We start from the raw sequence: 22,147 nt of genomic DNA, 5'->3' as shown, positions 1-22,147 counted from the left end.
CGAGGACGAGGGGGTCCTTGTGTTTGGTGGTGCGGACGTGCCAGGCGGCGTCGGGGTCGGCGGAGGTGACGGGGCTGTCGGGGGCGAGGCCCTTGGCGTAGGTACCGATGACGGTGGCGTCGGCACACACCGAGCCGTCCCAGTGGCCTTCGAGGAGGGGCCAGGCCTCGCGCAGGGACATGGCGAGGATCATGTTTCTCACGCGGAGCATGAGCGTGCATTTGCGGGCGAGCTCGTCCGGGTTGGCTGGGGCGAGCAGTTTCTCGGCGTGGCGGCGGGCCAGGCGGTGGTTCTTGGGCAGTGGTGAGGGGTCGATGGCGTCGACGACGGCGGCCATCGCCCAGGCACTGGCCCGCGACCGCTCCACGCGGCGGGCACGGCTGGCCTGCGCCCTGAGCGGACTGTTCCGTGAGTTCACGCCTGAGGAGATCACGGTGGAAGCGGCGCAGAGGATCAACCGGATCTGACGAAGTCGTGCGCCTGCTCGCCGACGGTCACCGGGTTCCCTCCAGCGTGCGGTGATAGGGCGCGGCGCCGTTCGTCATCTACTGAGGTCGACGTCGGATCGTTGGCCGAAAACACCTATCGGGACGACGCTGCTGGACGTTCACGTGACCTGGCGGAGCTGGAGACGGCCCTCACATGATCTACCGTAGGCGGCAAGTAACGCTGTGAATACGTGAGTTCCGTGACTGACGACGAGACAGGGGCGGTGTGGTGCGGACCGGGTTTGTCGACCGCGTGGAGCACATGGACGAACTGCGCACGCTGATGGCGGACGTGGTTGCGGGGCGCGGCGGCCGGGCCGTCGTGGTCGACAGTGTCTCGGGCATGGGTAAGTCGGCGCTGCTGCGTGCGTTCGAGGCCGAAGCCGCCGCCTCTCAGGAGCCTGGCGCTCGGCGAGTGGTCTCCGTACGGTGTCAGCCGTCGATCGGACCAGGGCTGACCTACGAGGCGGTTGCCGATCTGCTCCTGCAACTGGCCCGGGACCAGGAGAACAAGCAGCCTGGCCGCTTCCGCCGCTTACTGAGGTCCACCCGAGAGGGAGCCGTCCGCTCCGCCCCGGAGATGCTGTCCGCGATCGTGCCCGGCCTGGGCGCGTTGTTCACCCTCGGCAGGGAAGTCGCGGAAGCATCTTTGGCGTCCGGATCGATGCCGTTCGACAGCCTGCTGCCTTTCCAGCAGGGAGTTGTCGCACAGATCGTGGACGCCCTGCTGGATCTCGTCCGGCAGGGTCCGCCCACGGTCGTGCTGATCGACGACATCCAGTACAGCGATCCGAGTAGCCTGCTGGTTCTCGACCGGTTGCTGCGGCGGTTGCCCGGTGAGCCGTTCGGACTGGTGCTCAGCCACACCACCGACGGGGCTTACGCCGACGGCCCGGGATCCGCGGTCGAGGATCTGCTGCACGACTGGGCGAAGGACGGACTCCTGCGCCGGCGGCTGATGCAGGGCCTGCCACGGGAAGCCGTCGCCGAGCTGGTACGTTCCCGGCACCCGCAGGCGCCGCCGTCTCTGCCGGAACAGCTGACCCGGCTGACCGCTGGACACGCCGTCTTCGTCACGCTGTGCCTTGAGGAGTGGCGTCCGGGTGACGGGTCCTCCGTCGAACTGCCCGGCACCCTGTCGCGTGTGGTGGAGGACCGCCTTCGGCTGCTCGCCGAACCGGATCGCGAACTGCTCATGATCGGGGCGACCCAGGGTGAGACATTCCTGTCCCGTACGGTGGCTGAGGCCAAGGGGATGCCGCACGACGAAGTGATGGAACGGCTGCGCCTCATCGCCGACCAGCACAATCTCATCCGGCAGGCTGACCTGCCCGGCTGGGCGCGGCGGGAGGCGTCCGACTGCTACCGCTTCGAGCACGGTGCCCTGTGGGGCGTGGTGTATGGGCGGCAGACGCCGCAGCAGATGCGGTCCCGGCATGCCCGTGTGGCGGCGGCGCTCACGTCCGGACCTGTGGACGGCCTGCCGCTGGAACGCCGGCTGGAGATCGCCCGCCATCTGCGCAGCGGCGGCACCGACTGCCTGCTCGCATCGGCCGAGGTCCACTACGGCCTGGCCAGGGACGCCGCGATGGAAGGGCTGTCCTTCGCCGAGGCGGAGCGTCACTGCGACGAGGTGATCAAGGCCGTCCAGGACCTGCCGGAGCAGGACGAAAGCCGGGACCAGTGGCTGATCCAGGCGGTGGAGCTGCTGCTGTCGCTGACAGAGGTGCGCTGGCGGGGCCAGCACCAGCCGGCCGGCGGCCCGGACATCGACGCCCTGGCCGCTGAGGCGGAAGCCGCAGCGAAGCGGCACGGTACGCCCGAACTGGTGATCCGTACGACGCTCCTGCGAGGCAAGACGCTGCTCGCCACGCAGGGTCTGGTGCCGTCCCTGGACAAGCTTCGCGCGGCCGTGGAGCTGGCCGAGCAGCACGGCGATCCCGTGCCGCTCTTCGTGGCGCGTGTCGAATACGGGCGGCAGGTCTCCAAGCGGCGGCTGGCCGACGGCCTTGCCCAGTTGCGGGAGGCAGAGCGTATGTACGCCTCCGACCCACGCCTCGGCGGCACCAGTGACCCGGTGCTCCAGCACGCTCGCAACCTCGGAGAGATGCAACTCGGCATCACCCTCTATGACAGCGGACACCTCAGCGAGGCGCTGACCCGGCTGAGTCGCTGCGTCCAGCGGCTGCGCGACGAACCGCTGAAGGCCGAGCTGCCCATCGCGCTCAACTACCTGGCGCAGGTGAACACGGGCCTCGGCGCATACGAGGATGCCGACGAGGCGCTGCGCGAAGCTGTCGCCTTCGAGACCGACCGCGGAGGCGACAGCGGCTGGCACGCCTACAACAAGGCCCTCCTCGCGCATCTCCTCGTTCACCAGCCGGCGCAACGCGACCAGGCCCTGGAACTGATCGCCGACGCATGGGCGGAGACAGAACGGACCTGGCTGGCTAACCTCGTCCCCATCGTCCGCAACCTGTACGCCGAGATCCTGCTGCTCGCCTCTGACGGAACCGGAGACCTTCTGGAGCAAGCCGACCGTCTGGCGGTGGCCACCTGTGTCGAGACCCAGCGCAGCGGAATGATCCGTAGCGAGATCGCCGCGCACTCCCTGCGCAGTCGCGTCCTCCTCCGCCAAGGCGACAGCGCAGGAGCCGAGGAACAGGCCCGCCAGGCGGTTCGCATCCTGGACGAGGTCGGGGCCATGCCGGCCCTGCGCACCGAGGAAGTTTTCTACCACTGCGCCGCGGTGCTGGCGGCCGGAGGCGCACGGGAGGAAGCGTCCGCACTTCTCGAGCGGGCCCGGCTCGAGCTCGCCCGCAAGGCGGAGCAGATCACCGACCCTGTGCTGCGCGACCGGTTCCTCACGCGCATTCCTCTCAACCACGCCGTTCTCCATGGCGAAGGGGTCGGCCAGTGACCAGGGCGGACGGCCAGCCAGGGGCTCTGACAGCAGGTGGCAGACTGGAGCCGTCATGCTGACGATCACCAAGGAGTTCCACTTCTCGGCCAGCCACGTCCTCGACCGGCTGCCGAGCTGGCACCCCTGCGCCCGCATGCACGGGCACAACTACGTCGTCGTGTTGGAACTGTCTGCCCGCCGCGAGGACCTCACCGAGGCAGGCTTCGTCCGCGACTACCGCGAGCTCGATGCCTTCAAGAAATGGATGGACGACACCCTCGATCACCGCCACCTGAATGAGGCGATGGGGGGGGTATCTCGCCGTCGGCAGAGAACCTCGCCGCGTGGATCTTCGACCTCTGGATCGAGCGGTTTCCTGAGCTGACCGCGGTCAAGATCTCCGAGACGCCCAAGACGTGGGCGGAATACCGACCCTCGGAGTGAGGCATCGCGACCGGAGACGGGTGCGAGCCGGAGGCAGTGGCCGTGCGTCCACCATGCGACGCTCATGCAGCCGAGAAGCCCGGGCAAGCAGAGGGCGATCTCAAGCGGACCGGCGCTCGTGCATGCCACAGACGGGCGGCTGGGCGGAGGCACCATACGCCCCATGGGCGAGCACATGGCTGCCGATACCGGTCTCCCGTCCGCTCAACGGTAAAGCCTGCTCTGTGCGACTTCTCCCGGCGCCCGCCAGCGTCGGGGATACTGGTTCGTCGGTGATCTCCCTGGCGCTCGCGGCGCTCGCTGTGACACGGTCCACCGGAGGGGATCACGGGGCTGGGTATGAGGCGTCGAAGAAGGAGTTTCGTCAGGTGGCGACCGGTACGGAACGTCCGCAGGGAACAACGAGCGGAACAAGGCGGACGGTGGCGCTGCCGCCAGTCCCGGAGCCGGGGCAGGTCGTCAAGGTCCGTGGCTCCACTTGGGCAGTGTCCGACGTGCGTCGGCAAGGCCTGCCACGGAGTCCCGCCGACGAGGGAGTGCCGGGCCTGACGCACGCGGTCAGCCTGCAGTCGCTGGACGAGGACCGGCTCGGCCAGGAGTTGACCGTGGTCTGGGAGCTGGAGCTCGGCCACACTGTCGAACCGGATCAGGGGCTGCCGGAAACCGTACGGCCCGAGGCCTTCGATGATCCGAACACGCTGGCCGCGTTCGTCGACGCGGTGCGCTGGGGCGCGGTGACCTCGGCGGACGCCAACTCGTACCAGGCTCCTTTCCGTAGTGGTGCGAACGTTGAGGCGTACCAGCTGGAGCCGTTGCGCAGGGCGTTGCAGTCTTCGCGAACGAACCTGCTGCTGGCTGACGACGTGGGCTTGGGCAAGACCATTGAAGCCGGTCTGGTCGTGCAGGAGTTGTTGCTGCGCCACCGGGCACGGACTGCCGTCATCGTCTGCCCGCCGAGCCTGGCGTTGAAGTGGCAGGACGAGATGCGGGAGAAGTTCGGCCTGGAATTCGTGATCGTCAACAGCGCGCTGATGGCGAAGGTCAAGCGCAGCCACGGACTGAACGCGAACCCGTTCCGGCTGTACCCGCGCGTCATTGTGAGCATGGCCTGGTTGCCGTCGCTGCGGGCGCAGCGTCTGCTGCGTGAAGTCATGGCTGATGTGCGCAGCGCGTCGACTGCTCGGCGGTTCGCCTTCGACATGCTCGTGGTCGACGAGGCGCACCATGTGGCGCCGGCCAGTCCGACAACGGCTCCGGGACAACGCGGGTACGCGGTGGACAGCCAGCGCACCACGGCGACGATGAGGCTGGCGGAGGCATGTGAGCACCGCCTGTTCTTGAGCGCGACGCCGCACAACGGCTACTCGGAGTCGTTCACGGCCCTCTTGGAGATGATCGACAGTCGCCGGTTCACCCGGGGCGCCACCATCGACGAGAAGGCGCTGCGCGACGTGGCAGTACGACGCCTGAAGAGCGAACTGCCGGAGAAGGGATTCAAGGCTCGCCAGCTCAAGACGATTCAGTTCGAGCCGTCGCAGGAGGAGCAGAAACAGTTCGAGAGACTGGAGCAGCTGCTTGCCGAGAGCGCCCGCGCCAACGGAAAGGGCAAGGGCGGCGACATCGTCTCGATGCTGCTGAAGAAGCGTTTCCTGTCCAGCCCTTGGTCGTTCGCCCGGACACTGGAGCTGTACGAGGCAGCCGATCCAGGCGACCGCCAGCTGGACCTGGACGACGACGCTGGCTACTACGCCGAGGTCATGGGCAGCGGACAGTCGGACTTGGAGGAAGGCGACGCCGACCACCCGGAGTTCACAGCCCTTCGGCACTCCAAGGGCTCGGACGCGTTGGTCGCGGCCACCGAGAGCGAGATCGTCTCGCTGGTCGAGTGGGGTCTGAGCTACGAGCACAAGCCGGACTCCCGACTTGAGGCCCTCATCTCCTTCCTCAACGCCCACTGCCGTACGTCCGACGGGAAACTCTGGACGAACGAGCGTGTGGTGGTCTTCACCGAGTACGCCGCCACACTCGACTGGATCGCCGGTGTTCTGCGCCAGCGTGGTTACAAGGACAGGTTCGAAACGATCCAGGGCTCGACCCCGGCTGAAGAGCGCGAGAAGATCCGGGCGCGGTTCACCGAGAGCCCCGACAAGCATCCGGTGCGCGTCCTGCTCGCTACTGATTCTGCGGGCGAGGGCATCGACCTCCAGACGCACTGCTACCGCCTGGTCAACTTCGATATCCCGTTCAATCCTTCCCGCCTCGAACAGCGGATCGGCCGGATCGACCGGTACGGGCAGACACAGAGTCCCGAGATCTACCACTTCGTACCCGAGTCGACCTCCACGACGTATACGGCGGACATGCAGTTCATGGGGATCATCGCCACCAAGGTGGGAACGGCGACCAACGATCTCGTGGGCAAGGTCAACCAGGTCATCGACTCCGACGTTCAGGAGCACTTCAGCCCGTCCGGCGGGAGCCGTAAGGCGCGACCCACTCCGCCCGACGATGGAAACGAAGTCATCAACCAGGCACTGGCCGGCGGCGTCGGGCTGAACCGCCAGCTCACCGAACTCGCCCGAAGCTACGACGACCGCAAGACGGCGATGCACCTGACACCGGCCAACGCCCGACGCGTAGTGGACACCGCGCTCGCCCTGGACGCCCAGCCGCCTCTGGAAGAAATCGGTGACGACCGGACCGAAGCGCAGGTCTTCGAGGTACCCCACCTGGGCCGATCATGGCAGTTCGCCCTGCGAGGCCTGGACACACGGTTGGATCCAGGCGTGCTGCGACCGATCACCTTCGACGATAAGGCAGCACAAGGACGCACTGACCTCGTCCACATCCACCTCGGCCATGCCCTGATGCAGCGCGCCACCCGCACCCTGCGCAGCGCTCTGTTCAGCGTGAACTCGCAGATCAACCGGGTCAGCGCAGTCGTCACGCCCGGGCTCACGGAATCGTGCGTAGCCGCTGTATCCCGGCTCGTCCTGGTCGGCCGCGGAGGTCTGCGGCTGCACGAGGAAGTGTTCCTCACCGGCATTCGACTGCGCGGGCGGGCGCTCGCCGAGGCCAAGGTCGAACAGGTACTGGATGAGACCTTGGACGCCGACAACCTGGAACTGGCCGACGAGCAGGTACGCGCCCACCTCGCAGCCCTCTGGAACGACGACGGAGCCCGACTGCGTCCCCGTCTGCTGAGCGCGATGGAGCGCAAGAGCGAGACTCTGCAGGAGAAGGTCACGCAAACCCTGAAAGACCGCGAACAGACAGACATCAAGCGGGCTCGCGAGATCTTCGACGCGTTCCGAGTCAACCTGCGGGACTCTCGCGACGCGCTGGAGCGGGCCATCCGTGCGGAGGAAGAGGACGTCCTCTTCAGCGACGACCAGCAGAAGCAGCGCCGCCGGGACCTCAACCACATGAACGAGCGCCTCGAGAGCTTGGACAACGAGGAGGCCCGCGAGATCGCCTCGATCCGGGAGCGCTACAGCGACATCAAGCCGTACGTTTCGGCCGCCGCCGTGGTGTTCGCACTGACCCCTGACGACGCGAGGAACGGAATGGTCGAGGCATGAGCCGCAAGTACCCCCCGACTGCCGCCGGCTTGCACCGCGGCTGGCTCGAACTGGTGGACACAGACGGCCCGTTCCTCGCCGTGCCCGCCCTCGAACGCGTCTGGCCCCAGGGAATCCCCCAGCCGAACCCCCGGGCCCTCGACGCACTCAAGGACGCCAAACCCGCCTTCGAGAAGGCATGGGAGAACTGGGACACCCACCGCGAAGACACGGCCGCCCTGGATCTGTACCGCGAGGCCCGGGACACCTGGGTCGACCTCGTACTGCGCCAAGGGCTGCGCTGGATCAACTCCTACACCGTCCCCGCGCCGGCCGCTGCCGAGGTGCGCTCACCCGACTACACGGTGACCGTCCGTGCCGACGGCGCCCTCGTCGAAGGCGAGACGACGGGTGCGCTTGTCCTGGTCACCGACCCCGTCGACTCCCTACGTGATCCGCTTACCGATGGCTGGTCCGCGAGCCCGATCGACCGCATGGAGGAGCTGCTGCGCGCCTCCGAGATCCCCATCGGCATCGTCACCGACGGTCGCTGGTGGGCGATCGTCAGCGCCCGCCCGCAGACCATGGTCGCCTCCGGAATCGTGGACGCCCAGGACTGGATCTCGGAGCCTCAAACCCGCAATGCCTTCATCGAACTCCTCCAACGCCGGCGCTTGGTCGGCGGCAAACCGGCCGACCGTCTCACCGAACTGTTCGGTGAATCCGTCACCGCTGCGGAGAAAATCACCGAGGCGCTCGGTACCCAGGTTCGACGCGCCGTCGAACTCATCGTGCAGGCTCTGTCGGAAGGCGGCCTTGACGCAGTACGCGGCGGCGAACCCGACCCGCTCCCCGACCGCCGTGGCGAGGTTTACGAGGCAGCCGTCACCGTAATGATGCGCGTCGTCTTCCTCCTCTTCGCGGAGGAACGAGGCCTACTCCCCGAGAACGAGCTGTTCGCGATGGGGTACGGCGTCAGCGACGAACTGGACCAGCTAGACGCCCGGCAGAACGAGGAAGGTGACCAGGCCCTCGACGCCACCTACCTCACCTGGCACCGCCTCCTGGCCACATCCCAGGCCCTCTACCAGGGCGCCACCTTCGAGGATCTGCGCCTGCCCGAGTACGGCGGCTCGCTCTTCGACCCCTCCCGCTTCCCCTTCCTCACCGCTCGCGACTCCCAGGGCGCCCTCGCCATCACCGTCAGCGACCGCGTGATGCACGAAGTGCTGCGCGCCGTTCAGATCGCTCAGCTGGCCGGTGGCGCCCGCCGCATCTCCTTCCGAGACATCGACGTCGAACAGATCGGCTACATCTACGAGGGATTGCTCGGATACTCCTGCGAGAACGTGGACGAGGTCATCGTCGGGCTCGCTGGCCGGGCAGGCTCCGAACCCGAGGTCCCGCTCGCCACACTCGAGGAGCTCGCCGAGGCAGCATCCGACGAGGTCGCTCTCGCGGAAGCCGTCCTGGCATGGGTCAAAGAGAACCAGCCCGCCGCCAAGCCTCCGACGAAGGCCGCTCTCACCAAGGCGCTCAAGGCTGGTGACACCCTTGACGACACAGAAAACGCCCTGCGCGACCTCACCGATGACGAACACCTGCGCGAGAGACTGCGCCCGTTCATCGGCATCATCCGCAGAGACCTGCGAAACCGGCCCCTTGTGGCTGAGCCTGGCGGTGTGCTTCTCGTTGAGACCCCCTCACGTGCCTCGGCCGGCGCGCACTACACACCCCGCTCGCTCGCCGAAGAGGTGGTTCGCCATGCTCTGGAACCACTCGTCTATTCGCCCGGCCCCCAGCAGACGGCCAATCAGGACACCTGGCAGCTGGTCTCCTCGGACGAGATCCTCGATCTCAAGATCGCAGACATCGCGTGCGGATCAGGCGCGTTCCTGGTCGCTGCAGCCCGGTACCTGGCCGCCAGGCTCGTTGAGGCATGGCGCCGTGATCATGTGGCCACCGGGAATGCACATGACCTGCATGTCCGCGCGATAAGGAAAGTTGTCGCGAGGTGCCTTTACGGCGCGGACATCAACGGCATGGCCGTAGAGATGTGCAAGCTGTCGCTCTGGTTGGTCTCCCTCGACCCGAAACTTCCGTTCTCGTTCGTCGACGACAAGGTGCTTCACGGCAACTCTCTACTCGGACTCACGGACGCGGAGCAGATCCGCGCGCTTCACATCACTCCGGGCAAGGGTGCGGCGACCCCCCTCTTCGACCTCGATGAGGGTGCAAGGGCGATCCGGCACCTTGACATCGACGGCGTACTCACCCGGGCGTCGAGGCTGCGCCAAAGTCTCGCGAGCGAGATCAACGTCGATGACCCACAGCGTTCAGCCACCACCAAGCGACGGCAGTGGCGCGAGTATCAAGACCTGACCCGACAGCTCACAGACGTCGCCGACGGTGTAATCGCGGCCGGCCTACGCGTCGGAGGCAAGCCGGGCAAGGCACTAACCGAGGCATACGAAAACCTCCGCTTCGCGGTCAGCCTGGCCCACCCCGCGGAGGAAGGTGGTAGGTCCAACCGCACCATGCTCGACGGCATCCTCGCCGCAGGCCTCACCCCCACAGTAGAGACCGACTACGCGCGCTGGAAGCCGTTGCACTGGATCCTCGCAGTGCCGGACGTCATGGAGCGAGGCGGGTTCGACGCGATCATCGGCAACCCACCGTTCCTGGGCGGCCAGAAGCTCACTGGAACCATGGGAACAAACGTCCGCGACTGGTTCGTCTCCGTGCTCGCGAACGGTCGCAAGGGAAGCGCGGACCTCGTCGCCTACTTCACTCTCCGGGCGCACCAGCTTCTCGCGGCTCGTGGATACACCGGCCTCATCGCCACCAACACGCTCGCTCAGGGCGATACGCGGGAAGTGGGGCTCGACCGCATCACGGAAAGCGGCGTGGATATCCGAAGGGCTGTCAAGAGCGCGCCCTGGCCGTCTGCCTCGGCGGCGCTGGAGTACTGCGCGGTGTGGACCAGTAAGGGACCGCTCGCGCCAGAGGCGATTCGTGTCCTGGATGGTGAGGAGGTATCCGGCATCACCTCCTCCCTCGACCGAAAGTCCCGAGTCTCGGGTAGGCCGTTCCGGCTGGTCGCCAACCGAGGCAGGTCCTTCCAGGGTTCCAACGTACTCGGCAAGGGTTTCATCCTCACGCCCGAGCAGGCCCAAGAACTCATCGAGCACGATTCCCGTAACAAGGACGTCCTCTTCCCCTACCTGAACGGCGAGGACCTCAACTCCCGGCCCGACTGCTCGGCGAGCCGCTGGGTGATCAACTTCCACGACTGGTCCGAGGAGCAGGCCCGGAGCTACCCCGAAGTATTCGACATCGTCGAGCGCCTCGTGAAGCCTGTGAGGATGTCGAATAATCGCAAAGTCTACCGCGACTATTGGTGGCAGTATGCGGAGAAGCGTCCGGCAATGATCAAAGCAATCTCGGGACTGGACCGAGTCCTGGTGGTAGCACGCGTAAGTCGAACGGCGATGCCTGCAATGGTGCCAACGGGACAGGTTATGAACGAGAAGATTGTCGTATTCCCAACCGATCAACTGGAGATGCTCACATTCCTTGACTCTACGTTCCATGTGCTTTGGGCTTGGAACTACTCAGCCACCCTGAAAGCGGACCTCCAGTATGCCCCGTCCGACGTTTTCGAGACGCTGCCTCGACCGGAATCGGGAGACGTCACCCTTCGAAATCTAGGGGATCACCTTGAGAAGACCCGAATTGAGATAATGCGAGACCGTAACGAAGGGCTGACTAAGCTATATAATGCGATTCACGACAGCTCCGTAATCGACAGTGACATTCAGCGACTGCGGAACATTCATGAAAACATCGACTATGCGGTCGCAGAGTCTTACGGTTGGCCAGATCTAGATACTGCACATAATTTCCATACATCGAGGCAGGGGCAGCGCCACACTCTCGCCCCAGACGTACAGGTTGAAATTCTCAATCGCCTTCTGGAGCTTAATCATAGTCGACATGGGTCAGAAAAGGAGGGCGCTGTGTCGTCAGCGTAACCCCACGGCATCAGCACGCTATCTCTCCGCCACCTCGCTGCGCTCATGGTTCAACTCTAGTAGACGATCGAGGATCTCTGTCTGAGTGGACTCACTAAAGGTTCGACGCGACCCGCCCTTGGTCTTTTGGAATACGTATTCCAGGTCGAGACCATTCCAGCCGTACGCGCCCGCTGCAGCTTGATCCACTTGAGTATGAATATTTCTCAGCTCAATTACCTCCCTTTCTCTTGCTGTAGGGTCATGAAATTTGCTGTACAGCTTCGTCAAGCCGAGGTCGAGGTCGAGCATTGTCGCAGATCTTGTCTCACTGAGGAGGCGCCCCAGGTCAGTTAGATTCTTCATCGCTGATGAGTCAGGTTGAGGGAATGTCTCGTAGACATCCGACGGTGTGTACCGCAGGTCTCCCTTTAGGCTGGATCCCCAAGCGCTGGCCCACAGGTAGTGGATATTGCTGCTAAGGAGTGCAAGTCCCGCGTGACCCTCCGCGAAAACTCCCAGCATATGCGAGAAGACCTGGCCAGTCGGCACGGAGCAGGGCATGGCTGTCTTGCTGACGAGCGCTACCACCAGGACACGGTCGATCCCTTGAACTGCCTCGTATAGCTTCGGCGCGCGCTCAGCGAACTGCCACCATCGTTCGCGGCGGGCCGCTCTGCTGTTCTTGGCGCGTACAGGCTTCACGAGGCGCTCGACGATGTCGAATACTTCGGGAAACGGAATCGGCACATTGTCCGACTGGATGGGTGGGCCAAGTTCGAGGAATAATCGACCTGTGATCGGTCAAGGATTGCGGCATGGTGATCGAGAGGTATGTAGCGGCTCAGCGTGCGGATGGCTACGCTGCCAACACCATCCGTGCTCGAGTGAACTGCATCAAGGCGATCGCGAAGTATTCAGGCTTGGCAGCTGACGCGATCCGTCCTGAGCATGTTCAGGCGTATTTCTCGACTCGTGCGCTTACGAACTGGACCCGGCGTACCTACCTCAACCATCTGGCGTCTTTTGGCAAGTGGCTCGGTAGTAACCTCATTGAAGGAATCCGGAAACCGCCGGCTCCCCGTGCCACCCCGGATCCCATTGCGGAGCGAGACCTCAAGGATTTGCTGGGCTCCACGGCTCAACCTGATCACCGTGCGTGGGTGCTACTCGGAGCCTACTGCGGGCTTCGTGCGCATGAGACGGCCAAGCTGGCTGCCGAGGATCTGCATGACAGCAGTGACGGGCAGACACTTCTGCGCGTAGTGGGCAAGGGAGGGCGGACCGACGTGGTCCCGGTGCCCCCTGTTGTGCTCGCTGCGCTCAACCGTCAGAGCAATGGGCGGTTCTGGCCCGATCTTCGTCCTGAGAAGGTCTCGCGCTCCATCTCGCGGGTGGCCAAAGCGATGGGGATGAAGATGCGCTATCACCAGCTTCGTCACCGCTTCGGGACCGCCGTCTACCGGGCTTCCGGGCAAGATCTCTTGATGACTCAGAGGCTCATGCGGCATGCATCCCCTGCGACCACAGCCGGTTACGCAGCAGTTGCTGATGATCGGTTCCAGGAGGTCGTCCGGGATCTTCCCGGTGCCCTTCACGTGTGATGGCCGATGTGCTGCGCGGCTGCGAGGGCGAGTGAAGTACATGCGCGATCGGGGTTCGACTGTCAGTGCGACCCGGTAGCGTCAGTCGCAGTGATCACGAAGAGGTAGGGGTGCGGCTGTGACGTTCACGAAGGTGGCCGGAGGCGCTGCAGTACGCTGCAGCCGGGCCCGCTATGCGGCGCAGGAACCACCTCGGACGGCTTTTGACAGGCTGCGGACGAGCCTGGGCGAGGAGTATGCCAAGTGAGTGTCCCCCACCCTCCGCACGAGCCGTCCTACTCGCTCGACTTCGAACCGGACGGGCGGTCCTGGACTGTCCGGGAGAACATGGTCGACATCCTGAGGCGTGAACTCCTCGGTCCGGCTGACGGCCCCGAAGAGATCATCGAAGGTGCTCCTGACTCCGCGTACCTGGTCGGCCGTATCGCCCCGGAGCGTCTCACGGCCGGCGAAGCCAACCCGACCCAGACAGATTCCGACGATGCCGCCACCGATGTCGGAGATGCTGTCGATGCGGCTGAGAGCCGGGGCATCCCGCTGACCGCAGTCGACGACAGCAGCGCGTCTTCGGAGGAAGACGACGTGGACGACCAGCCGCAGAAGCGCGGGCTGATGATTCCGGCGTCGATGGGGCTGCGCTGCCAGATCCCGGAGGACGTGGATGCGTTCACGGTGGTCACCGAGTTCGGGACGTATGAGCCCGTGAAGGAGAAGCAGGGTGAGGGCGACGAACCAGCGTCGCGCCTTCGTCGGTACCAGCGTATTCCGCACCGCTTCAGCACGACGATCAAGATCGCAGACCTTACGCCGTCTCAGACCAAGACGTACGTGTTGAAGGACCAGGTCCTCCTGCGCGTGGACCGCTATGACGACGGCGAACGGGGCTGTCGTCTGATCGAGATCGCCCTGTGCAATGACAAAGAGACTCCACGCCAGATTCCAGTGGAAGCGTGGCTCTACCAGACACAGCTGACCGCCAGGGCGTTGGACGGGGCACCCGTGTTCTTGCCGGTGAACGACGTACTCCTGGACACCCACGAGGAGCAGGACGACGAGATGCGTCGACTGCGGCTGCAGTACAGGAACCGACTGGAGTTCGCGGTGGGGCGGACGTGCTCGGTGGACTGGACGGAAGTCAAGGGCACTCGCCGTGCCTCCGAGGTCCGGACTTCGTGGCTGCCGGTTGCCGAGACACCGCAGACAGCAGCCGAGGAAATCAGCTCTGCCATGCTCGACATGCGGGCGCTGGAAGTGGCAACCCCAGCTGAACTGCGTGCTGGTCTGGAGCCCATCGTCGAGGGCTATGCCACCTGGCTGGACGCCGAGGAGCAGCGTGCTCGTGAGCTCCCGGACCACCTGAGCCCGGAAGGGCTTGAAGCCGTCGCCGACGCACGCCAGGTACAGAAGCAGCTCAGGGAGGGCCTGGAGTTCCTGCTGGCCGACGGGGAGAACTCTGCTGAAGCCTTGCGCTGCTTCCGATTCATGAACCGAGTGATGGCTGACCAGCGCGTTCAGTCCCAGGTGGCTCAGCGGCGCGCCGGACAGAGCGAGGAGAGCCGGGAGACCATCGACGAGGCCATCAGCGCGATCATTGAAGCCGAGGGCGTCAGAGCTCACTCCTGGCGAACCTTCCAGATCGCCTTCATCTTGATGCAGTTGCCGCTGCTGTTCGACCCGGCAGCCGACAAGAGATCAAGTGACCTTGCCAACGCCCAGCTGCTGTTCTTCCCGACCGGTGGTGGCAAGACAGAGGCATACCTAGGACTCGCCGCGTACACCTTTGCCGTGCGGCGGCGCCAAGGCATAGTGGACGCCTTTGATGGTCCACTGGACGGCCGTTCCGGCGTGGCTGTGCTGATGCGATACACGCTTCGGCTGCTCACCGCTCAACAGTTCCAGCGAGCCACCGCTCTGGTGTGCGCGGCGGAACGGGCACGTATGCAGGAACCGGAGATCTGGGGCGATGAGCCGTTCCGGATCGGGTTGTGGGTCGGCACGGACGTGAGCCCCAAGCGATATGACGAGGCCGCCAAACAGCTGGAGAGGGCCAATCAGGGGCATGGCTTTCGCCTGACGGTGCTGCAGGTTCAGCGCTGCCCCTGGTGCGGTACTCCCATCGAGGCGCGGAACGTCCGGGCCGATGAGGCCCGACGCCGGGTGTATGTGTACTGCGGTGATGAGCTCGCGGACTGCCCCTTCGCGGACGGTGGGGAGATCGACGAAGGGCTGCCTGTCCTGACCGTCGACGAAGAGATCTACCGCCTCGTCCCTGCCTTCGTGATCGCGACAGTGGACAAGTTCGCCCGCCTGGCTCGTGAGGGAGAGGCAGCCTCGCTGTTCGGGTACGTTTCGCGGCGCTGCGAGCGACACGACTTCGTCCACCCCGACTACTCACAGTGCTCGATCAAGGACGGCAGCAAGCATCCGAAGAAGGACGGCATGCCGGCCGCCTCAGTGCACTCTGTGCCCCGACTGCGGCCCCCGGACCTGATCATCCAGGACGAGCTGCACCTGATCACCGGAGCTCTCGGTACGACGGTCGGCCTGTTTGAAGTGGCAATCGACGTGATGACGCACTGGCAGACCGAGGACGGACGTCCTGTGCGCCCTCTGCTGGTCGCTTCCACGGCGACTGCCCGCAATGCTGCGGATCAGGTGACGGCACTGTACGGGCGGGGCACCACCATCTTCCCGCCGCAGGTTCTCGACGCCGGTAACACCTTCTTCTCCAAGGAGATCGATGTCTCGAAAGAGGCTCCCGGACGCCGCTACATCGGGATCAGCACGACCGGCGTACGGCTCACCACGGCCGAGATCCGCGTTGCCGAAGTTCTCATGGCAGGCGGCCAGTTGCTGCTTGACCGCTCGGGCAAATCCGCGGATCCGTACATGACCCTGGTCGGCTACTTCAGCGCGACCCGGGAACTGGCCGGTATGGCCCGGTACATGGGCGACGACATCCAGACGGCACTTGCCAAGCGCCGCCCCTGGTCCAGGCTGCCCAGCCGTACAGGCACCAACTTCGGTGCCTTGCATGTCGCTGAGCTGACCTCCCGCGTGGCCAGCGCGGACATCACCTCCACCCTTGACCGGATGGCCGTCAGGTTCGATCCCGACTTCGACTCCACCGCCGGAAAACGGAACTTGCGTGCCCTGAGAGACAACAAGGCCCGTACACCCGAGAGGGACGTGAACCCGTACGACGTCGTGCTCGCGACCTCCATGCTCCAGGTTGGTGTGGACGTAACCAGGCTCGGACTGATGCTGGTGGTCGGTCAGCCGAAGAACACCGCCGAGTACATCCAGGCCTCCTCGCGTGTCGGCCGTGACGGAGACCGCCCCGGACTGGTCGTGGCGCTCGGCAACTGGGCCAGGCCCCGAGACCTGGCGCACTTCGAACAATTCCGCCACTACCACGAGACGTTCTACGCCCAGGTCGAAGCACTGTCCGTCACCCCGTTCTCGGTGACGTCGCTCGAGCGTGGCCTGGACGGTGTTCTGGTCAGCGCGGCCCGCGTTCGCCAAGCGGTCCGGACGCAGAGCCTGTCCCCGGAGTCCGGAGCCGACCGGATCGAGACCGAGCGCCAATTCGCTGTGGATCTCGTTGACGCGCTGGCACGGAGGATTGCCAAGGCCGGGGACGAGGCCGCGGCCGAACGGGCATGGGAGCTATTGACTAACCGACTCGACCAGTGGAGCAAGCGCCGCAGCCATCTCATGGTCAACCGCAAGTCGCTGGTCTACGAGAAGGTACTCGACGACTCTCAGCACGAGGCGCTCATGATGAGCGCCGAGGATGCCAAGGCCGGCCGTTACAGCCAGGACGCTCCGCCGTTCGTCGTTCCCAACTCGATGCGCGAAGTACAGCCCGAGATCAACCTGCTGGTCAGCCCTATCAAGGAACGACTCGTGTATATCGAGCCCATGACTGCGCCCCAGTGGGAGATGCGGGAGGAGAGCTCGTGACTGACGACGGTCGCTTCGTCTACGACGCGAACAGGGCGGTCGACCCGCTGGGCGACCTGGATGAGGAAGCGGAGCGCCAGGCCAAGCACAACCGGGCCAAGGTCGGCTCGGCCAGGCCTTCCTCCCTTCTGTACACCTACGGCCCCGGTTCGATCATGGACCTTCCGCAGTTCACGATCATGTCCACCGGTCTTGATGACTGGGAACGCATCTGGCGCAGACGCGATTCGCTGCCACCGGTCATCCACGCACCGAGGCTGAAGGGCGTCGTACGGATGGCGCTCAGGTCGAACGACGTGGAGCTCCGGCCACACCCTTGGCAACCGAAGAAGCACAGCCGGTCTGCTGAGGGCAATGACCTCGGAGTGCCGGCCCGGGTCTTTCCGCAGTGGTTGCGGTGCACGGGTTGTGACCTGCTGGGAAAGCTCTCGCAGTTTGACTACAAGAACACTCATCCATTCCGTACAGACCTGGCCACGTTCGAGCACACGAAGTGCACGGGCCGTTCCGGCAACCGGAACAGACGGCCGATGCGCCGCCCCGCAGTGCCCGCGCGCTACCTCCTGGCGTGCGCCGACGGGCACCTGGACGAGTTCCCGTACGACCTGTGGGTTCACCACGGCCAGCAGTGCGCCAATGCAGAGCTTCCGGTCCTCAAGATGACCGACCACACCGTTGGTAAAGGCGCCTCGGCCGTCATCCGCTGTGAGTCCTGTGGGATGCGCAGGCCGATGAACGAGGCCCAGGGCGAGGCCGGCAAGAAGAAGCTGCCGAAGTGTCGCGGGCGTCATCCGCACCTGGATGCCTTCGATCACCGGGGCTGTCGGCACCAGACGCGCCTGATGCTGGTGGGTGCCTCCAACCTGTGGTTTCCCGCCACCTACTCGATCATTGTCATGCCGGAGTCTCAGCAAGAGCAGGAAAGTGACCTGGCCGATCGGATCCGCACCACACTGGGGGAGCGCCTCGTCAAGTATCGGGATCATCTCGACATGATTCGGGACTTGCTCGTGGATCGGGTGGACGTCACTGGACTGTCGGATTCCGAACTCGCTGCAGTGGTCGAGGCTGCCTGTGCTCCCCAGCCCACGGAGGAGGAGCACGCGGAACGGTTCAGTGACTGGGACCCGGTCGACCTGCTCGTGCCCGAATGGCGCTACCTGCTGCTCGATATCAATGGTTCTCGAGTTGAAGACCCCAAGAGCGGTCTCACGCTGGCCACGAGGCAACGCGGCCCCGAGCTCAGGCCAGAGATCACCCGTGTCCTCGCCGTGGAGAAGCTCCGTAAGGTCAATGCGCTCGTCGGGTTCACACGGATCGATGCCATGGACCGCGCCGGAGACCTGCAGAGCCGCTTGGCACCCCTCACCAGAACCCGCCGTCCCTCGTGGACAGTGGCGACCGAGGACCGCGGCGAGGGCCTCTTCCTGCAGCTCGACGAGGACTCCGTCACCGCCTGGGAGGAGCGCATCCTCAAGTCCGACATATGGGAGGCTCATCGCGCAGCCCATGAGCGGAACTTCAACCGTCGCTTCTCGGAGACTGCCGAGAAGGTCAAAGCCAACAGCAGGCTCAAGCCCCCGCGTTACTGGCTGATCCACACCTTTGCCCACACTCTGATCCGAGAACTCGCCCTCAGCTGCGGCTATTCGGCTGCCAGCCTCAGCGAGCGCTTGTATGCCTGGCCCGCCGAAAACCGGGAGCCCGCGGCTGGCTTGCTCATCTGCACCACGGCCTCCGACAGCGACGGAACCCTGGGCGGCCTCGTTCAGCTCAGCGATCCTGAGCGGCTGCAGCGCGTCGTAGCCGACGCCCTGCGCAAGGCACAGCGCTGCTCCTCCGACCCAATCTGCGCAATGCGCACCCCGCAGCCCCCGGAGGACTTTCTCCACGGCGCCGCCTGCCACTGCTGCGTCATGGCCTCGGAGACCTCCTGCGAACGGGCGAACCGGTTCCTCGACCGTCGCTTCCTGATCGACCTGCCCGGCAGCAACCTCGGATACTTCTCAGCCGATGAGTGACGCCCAGGCTGCTCTGCTCCTGGGCAGACTCCTCACTCGCAGTGAGGCCAAGGGCGTCGCAGACAGGCTCGCGGACGGCGACACGCTCACCGCTGCCCTCAAAGCGGTTGCCCCAGCCCGACGAGTTGAGGCGAGGAGATTCCTGGCGGCGGCTGGCGGAGGCCCTGGGGTGGAGGCCCAGCGCATTGCCCTGCTCCGGGCGATAGAGGGGGCACGGACGCTACCGACCACGCTCACACCATTGTGGACGATGCCTGGTCACCTCGCCCGGAGCGGGCCACTCACTACGTCCGTGCCCTATCTGATCGCCAACGCGCGCCTTGCGGTGACCTGCTCCACCTTCAACTTCCAGCGAACTTCTGGCTTGTGGACCGCTCTCCAGGACGTCGCACAGCGCTCCGAAGTCGCCGTACGGGTTTACCTCGACACCCGTGCGGCAGACGACCCAGGTGTCGTCCGAGCGCCGACGACCTCCGAGGTCGGCCAGCATCTCAAGCCGGCCGAGGTGTGGCGCACCAAGACGTTCGACGGCACGTACGTCCGCAATCACGCCAAGTTCCTTGCCATCGATCACCACCTGCTCCTGGTGACCAGCGCGAACTTCTCTTGGAGCGCGGAGAACAGCAACGTCGAGTTTGGAGTCGTGATCGACAACGCGAATCTCACGGAGACCGTCGAGCGCGAGATGCGTGAAGTGGAGGGAATCCTGTACGAACGAGTACAGGAGGGGTAGGCCGGTAGAAGCCCAGGGGTTCTGCAGCTGCTGCTGAGGGTCAGTCGGTGAGTCAAAAACCCTGCTCATCAGGTGACTTGAAACATCACAGCACCTGCTGTCACTCCTTGTGCAGTGCGCAACGAGCCGACTACTGTCCTAGCGGTGTCCAGCATTCCCGACCGAGTCCTGAGCCTGATTGAGAAGTCAGGTATGAGCCGCGCTGACTTCGCTCAGCAGATCGGCTTGGCCGAAACCCAGCTCACCGATTCCCTCGACGGTCCACGAGGGTTCTCGACCGTGGAAGTCGCGCGCATCGCGCAGGTGTGCGATGTCTCCGTGAAGTGGCTGATCACCGGTGCAGAGCCTCCACTGGCAGTGGCGGGCAGGACGACCACAGGGCAGGCCGGTGAGGCCGTTGCAGCGGCCCGCCGGTACACCTCGCGGCGTGCGGACCTGGCAGGCATCGGTTATCCCCTGCCCTGGCAGCCTGTATCCGTGAGTCTGAGCGAGGGAAGCTACTCCGACCAAGGAGAGAGGCTGGCCCGCAAGGCCCACGTTGCAGTAGTCGGCGCGGGCCGTTCGGCATGGGACGGCGATCTGGCGGAGGTCCTCGAAGAGGTCTTCGGTGTCGAAGTGGCTGTCGAGGAACTTGGTGAAGGTTTCGATGGCCTTGCCACGGCAACCAGCGAAGCCAAGCTGATTCTCCTGGCCACCACCTCGAATCCGGCGCGTCAGCGCTTCACGCTCGCCCATGAACTGGGGCACCTTCTTGCTGAGGACGATCAAGAAGTCCACCTCGACCGAGACATCTTCGACCCGGCCCAGAAGAAGGCGCCGAGCGAACAACGTGCCAACGCCTTCGCATCCGCGTTCCTCATGCCAGAACCTCTCCTACGAGAAGACATCGCGCGCCGTGGCAGCCTGACCCAAGCTGATCACGCTGCCCTGGCCAGTCGGCTGATGGTGACACCCGAAGCGCTCGCCTACCGGCTGCTTCGCCTACGAATCATCGACGCAGGTACCTGCGACCGCTACAAGCGCATGTCTGCCAAGGAGGCGGCTGACCTCATCGGCCGGGGTAAGGAGTTCGAGCGGCGATCAGCCGAATCGACAACGCGTAGGCTCCCAGGCCCACTTCTACGTGATACGCGCGCGGCCTACGATGCTGGCCGGGCCACGCTTCGACCGTACGCCAGCCTGATCGGGGTGGATGTCGACGAGCTCAGCCGCAGGCTCGAGGAACAGGCAGCCGGTGGTGAGTCATGAGCGAGTTCCTCTTCCCTGACAATACGGTCCTGTGCAACTTCGCCGCTGTCGACCGCCTTGATCTCTTGCGTGCAGCCTTAGACGGCCGAGGTAGATGGACGGCCGCCGTCGCCAACGAGGCCCAGAGCTCGGCGAGATGGATCCCTGCTTTGAGCAGCCTCGAACGGCAGGGGTGGCTGGGAGAGGCCATCCGGATCACGACTGCAGAGGACATCGACAAGGTTTTCGATGAGCGGAGCGCCGTGTTCGGCGGTACTCCCGAGAGGCTCCTCCAGCACCTTGGTGAGGCCGAAACGCTCTACATCATCAAGAACTGGGACGATTTCGCCGGCTCCTGGTGGATCTCGGACGACCGGGAGTCCCTGCGCTACGCCCAGCGACAGGGCATCACGACTGCGGAGACGGTCGACATGGTTCGTCTTGCGGTCGGCGACGGGCACATCTCGGCCCAGGATGGCTTCGATCTGATGAAGCAGATGTGGGATGTAAATCGTCGCCCGCGGCTGCCTGACTCTGTCTCAGATCTGAAGCCGTAACGAATTTCGTGCCGAAGTCCGTACTCATGGGGGAGTGACTCTGTGGAAGCTGAGTTGACAGCTCTTGCAGTATCCGGGGCCACGACACTTGTCGGGCTGATGGTTTCGGAGACCTGGACACAGGCGAGGGATCGAGTCGCTCGATTCTTCGCACGTGGTGGGGGCGAGGGACTCGCTGTGGAGGAACTGGGACGGTCTCAACAGGAACTCGTGGCAGCTCGTGCTGCCCAGGACGAACTCGCCGGAGCGGACATCGAGGCCGAATGGCGGACGCGACTGCGTCGCGTTCTGCAGGCCGACCCCCAAGCTGCCGAAGAACTGCGGAGTTTGCTCGCCGAGTTGGAACCGAGTATCGATGATAAACACGGCGCTTCCGTGCACAACAGCATCAGCGGGGGCGTGCAGAACGGCCCGGTCATCCAGGGGCAGCACTTCTCTGGCCTGACCTTCGGCAGTCCCGAACGAGTTTCGCCCGAGCAGGGGGCTGGAGGACAGTGAGGAGCGAGGGTCCTGAGGGCGTGCCCCGAGGATCGCAGGTCAGGAACGAGCTGTCCGGGAACGTCGACGGACCGGTCGTTCAGGCCCGGGAGGTCCATGGCGGCATCACGTTCCACGTCCATTCGGCACCGCTC

General features: G+C 64.9%; 12 protein-coding genes and 1 pseudogene. 12 read left to right on the top strand and 1 reads right to left on the bottom strand.

The genetic code is table 11. The features are described 5' to 3' along the window. The first annotated feature begins 314 nt into the window (after positions 1–314). From ACWD3C_RS37235 to ACWD3C_RS37215, 5 genes and pseudogenes are all read left to right on the top strand, one after another. Positions 315–467 carry a hypothetical protein gene (locus ACWD3C_RS37235; protein WP_451151153.1) on the top strand — a complete coding sequence of 51 codons (153 nt, stop codon included), beginning with the start codon at positions 315–317 and terminating at the stop codon, positions 465–467. A gap of 250 nt (positions 468–717) precedes the next feature. Then, positions 718–3,408 carry an AAA family ATPase gene (locus tag ACWD3C_RS37230; RefSeq protein WP_451151151.1) on the top strand — a complete coding sequence of 897 codons (2,691 nt, stop codon included), beginning with the start codon at positions 718–720 and terminating at the stop codon, positions 3,406–3,408. A 55-nt stretch (positions 3,409–3,463) separates the two neighbouring features. Continuing rightward, positions 3,464–3,834, top strand: a pseudogene (locus ACWD3C_RS37225) (6-pyruvoyl trahydropterin synthase family protein). 368 nt (positions 3,835–4,202) lie between these two features. Then, complete coding sequence (drmD, locus tag ACWD3C_RS37220; RefSeq protein ID WP_451151149.1) at positions 4,203–7,415, top strand: DISARM system SNF2-like helicase DrmD; 3,213 nt, start codon at positions 4,203–4,205, stop codon at positions 7,413–7,415. Beyond that, on the top strand, positions 7,412–11,428 hold the full coding sequence (locus ACWD3C_RS37215; protein ID WP_451151147.1) for an Eco57I restriction-modification methylase domain-containing protein: 4,017 nt from the start codon (positions 7,412–7,414) through the stop codon (positions 11,426–11,428). The genes drmD and ACWD3C_RS37215 overlap by 4 nt, the downstream gene beginning before the upstream one ends. An 18-nt stretch (positions 11,429–11,446) precedes the next feature. Here ACWD3C_RS37215 and ACWD3C_RS37210 read toward each other — a convergent pair whose 3' ends face one another. Beyond that, positions 11,447–12,157 carry a type IIL restriction-modification enzyme MmeI gene (locus ACWD3C_RS37210; protein WP_451151145.1) on the bottom strand — a complete coding sequence of 237 codons (711 nt, stop codon included), beginning with the start codon at positions 12,155–12,157 and terminating at the stop codon, positions 11,447–11,449. A 68-nt stretch (positions 12,158–12,225) separates the two neighbouring features. Between ACWD3C_RS37210 and ACWD3C_RS37205 the strand changes: the two genes are divergently transcribed. From ACWD3C_RS37205 to ACWD3C_RS37175, 7 genes are all read left to right on the top strand, one after another. Beyond that, positions 12,226–13,011 (top strand): tyrosine-type recombinase/integrase, encoded by a 786-nt coding sequence (locus ACWD3C_RS37205; RefSeq protein ID WP_451151143.1) that lies wholly within the window; start codon positions 12,226–12,228, stop codon positions 13,009–13,011. Between the two features lie 327 nt (positions 13,012–13,338). Then, entirely contained in the window at positions 13,339–16,977 is a 3,639-nt protein-coding gene (gene drmA / locus ACWD3C_RS37200) for a DISARM system helicase DrmA (protein WP_451151141.1), read from the top strand. Further along, entirely contained in the window at positions 16,974–18,998 is a 2,025-nt protein-coding gene (gene drmB, locus ACWD3C_RS37195; protein ID WP_451151139.1) for a DrmB family protein, read from the top strand. Before drmA ends, drmB begins: the two co-directional genes overlap by 4 nt. Then, positions 18,991–19,731 (top strand): DISARM system phospholipase D-like protein DrmC, encoded by a 741-nt coding sequence (gene drmC, locus ACWD3C_RS37190; protein ID WP_451151137.1) that lies wholly within the window; start codon positions 18,991–18,993, stop codon positions 19,729–19,731. Before drmB ends, drmC begins: the two co-directional genes overlap by 8 nt. A gap of 144 nt (positions 19,732–19,875) precedes the next feature. Continuing rightward, positions 19,876–20,979 carry an ImmA/IrrE family metallo-endopeptidase gene (locus ACWD3C_RS37185; RefSeq protein WP_451151135.1) on the top strand — a complete coding sequence of 368 codons (1,104 nt, stop codon included), beginning with the start codon at positions 19,876–19,878 and terminating at the stop codon, positions 20,977–20,979. Further along, positions 20,976–21,515, top strand: coding sequence for a hypothetical protein (locus tag ACWD3C_RS37180; protein ID WP_451151133.1), 540 nt, complete (start codon positions 20,976–20,978; stop codon positions 21,513–21,515). Before ACWD3C_RS37185 ends, ACWD3C_RS37180 begins: the two co-directional genes overlap by 4 nt. 177 nt (positions 21,516–21,692) lie before the next feature. Next, the gene (locus tag ACWD3C_RS37175; protein WP_451151131.1) at positions 21,693–22,013 is read left to right on the top strand and encodes a hypothetical protein; all 321 of its coding nucleotides are present in this window, start codon (positions 21,693–21,695) and stop codon (positions 22,011–22,013) included. Positions 22,014–22,147 lie beyond the last annotated feature (134 nt).

The sequence above is a fragment of the Streptomyces sp. NPDC002845 genome (assembly GCF_053591955.1).
This window is presented reverse-complemented; position numbering and strand designations above follow the sequence as displayed.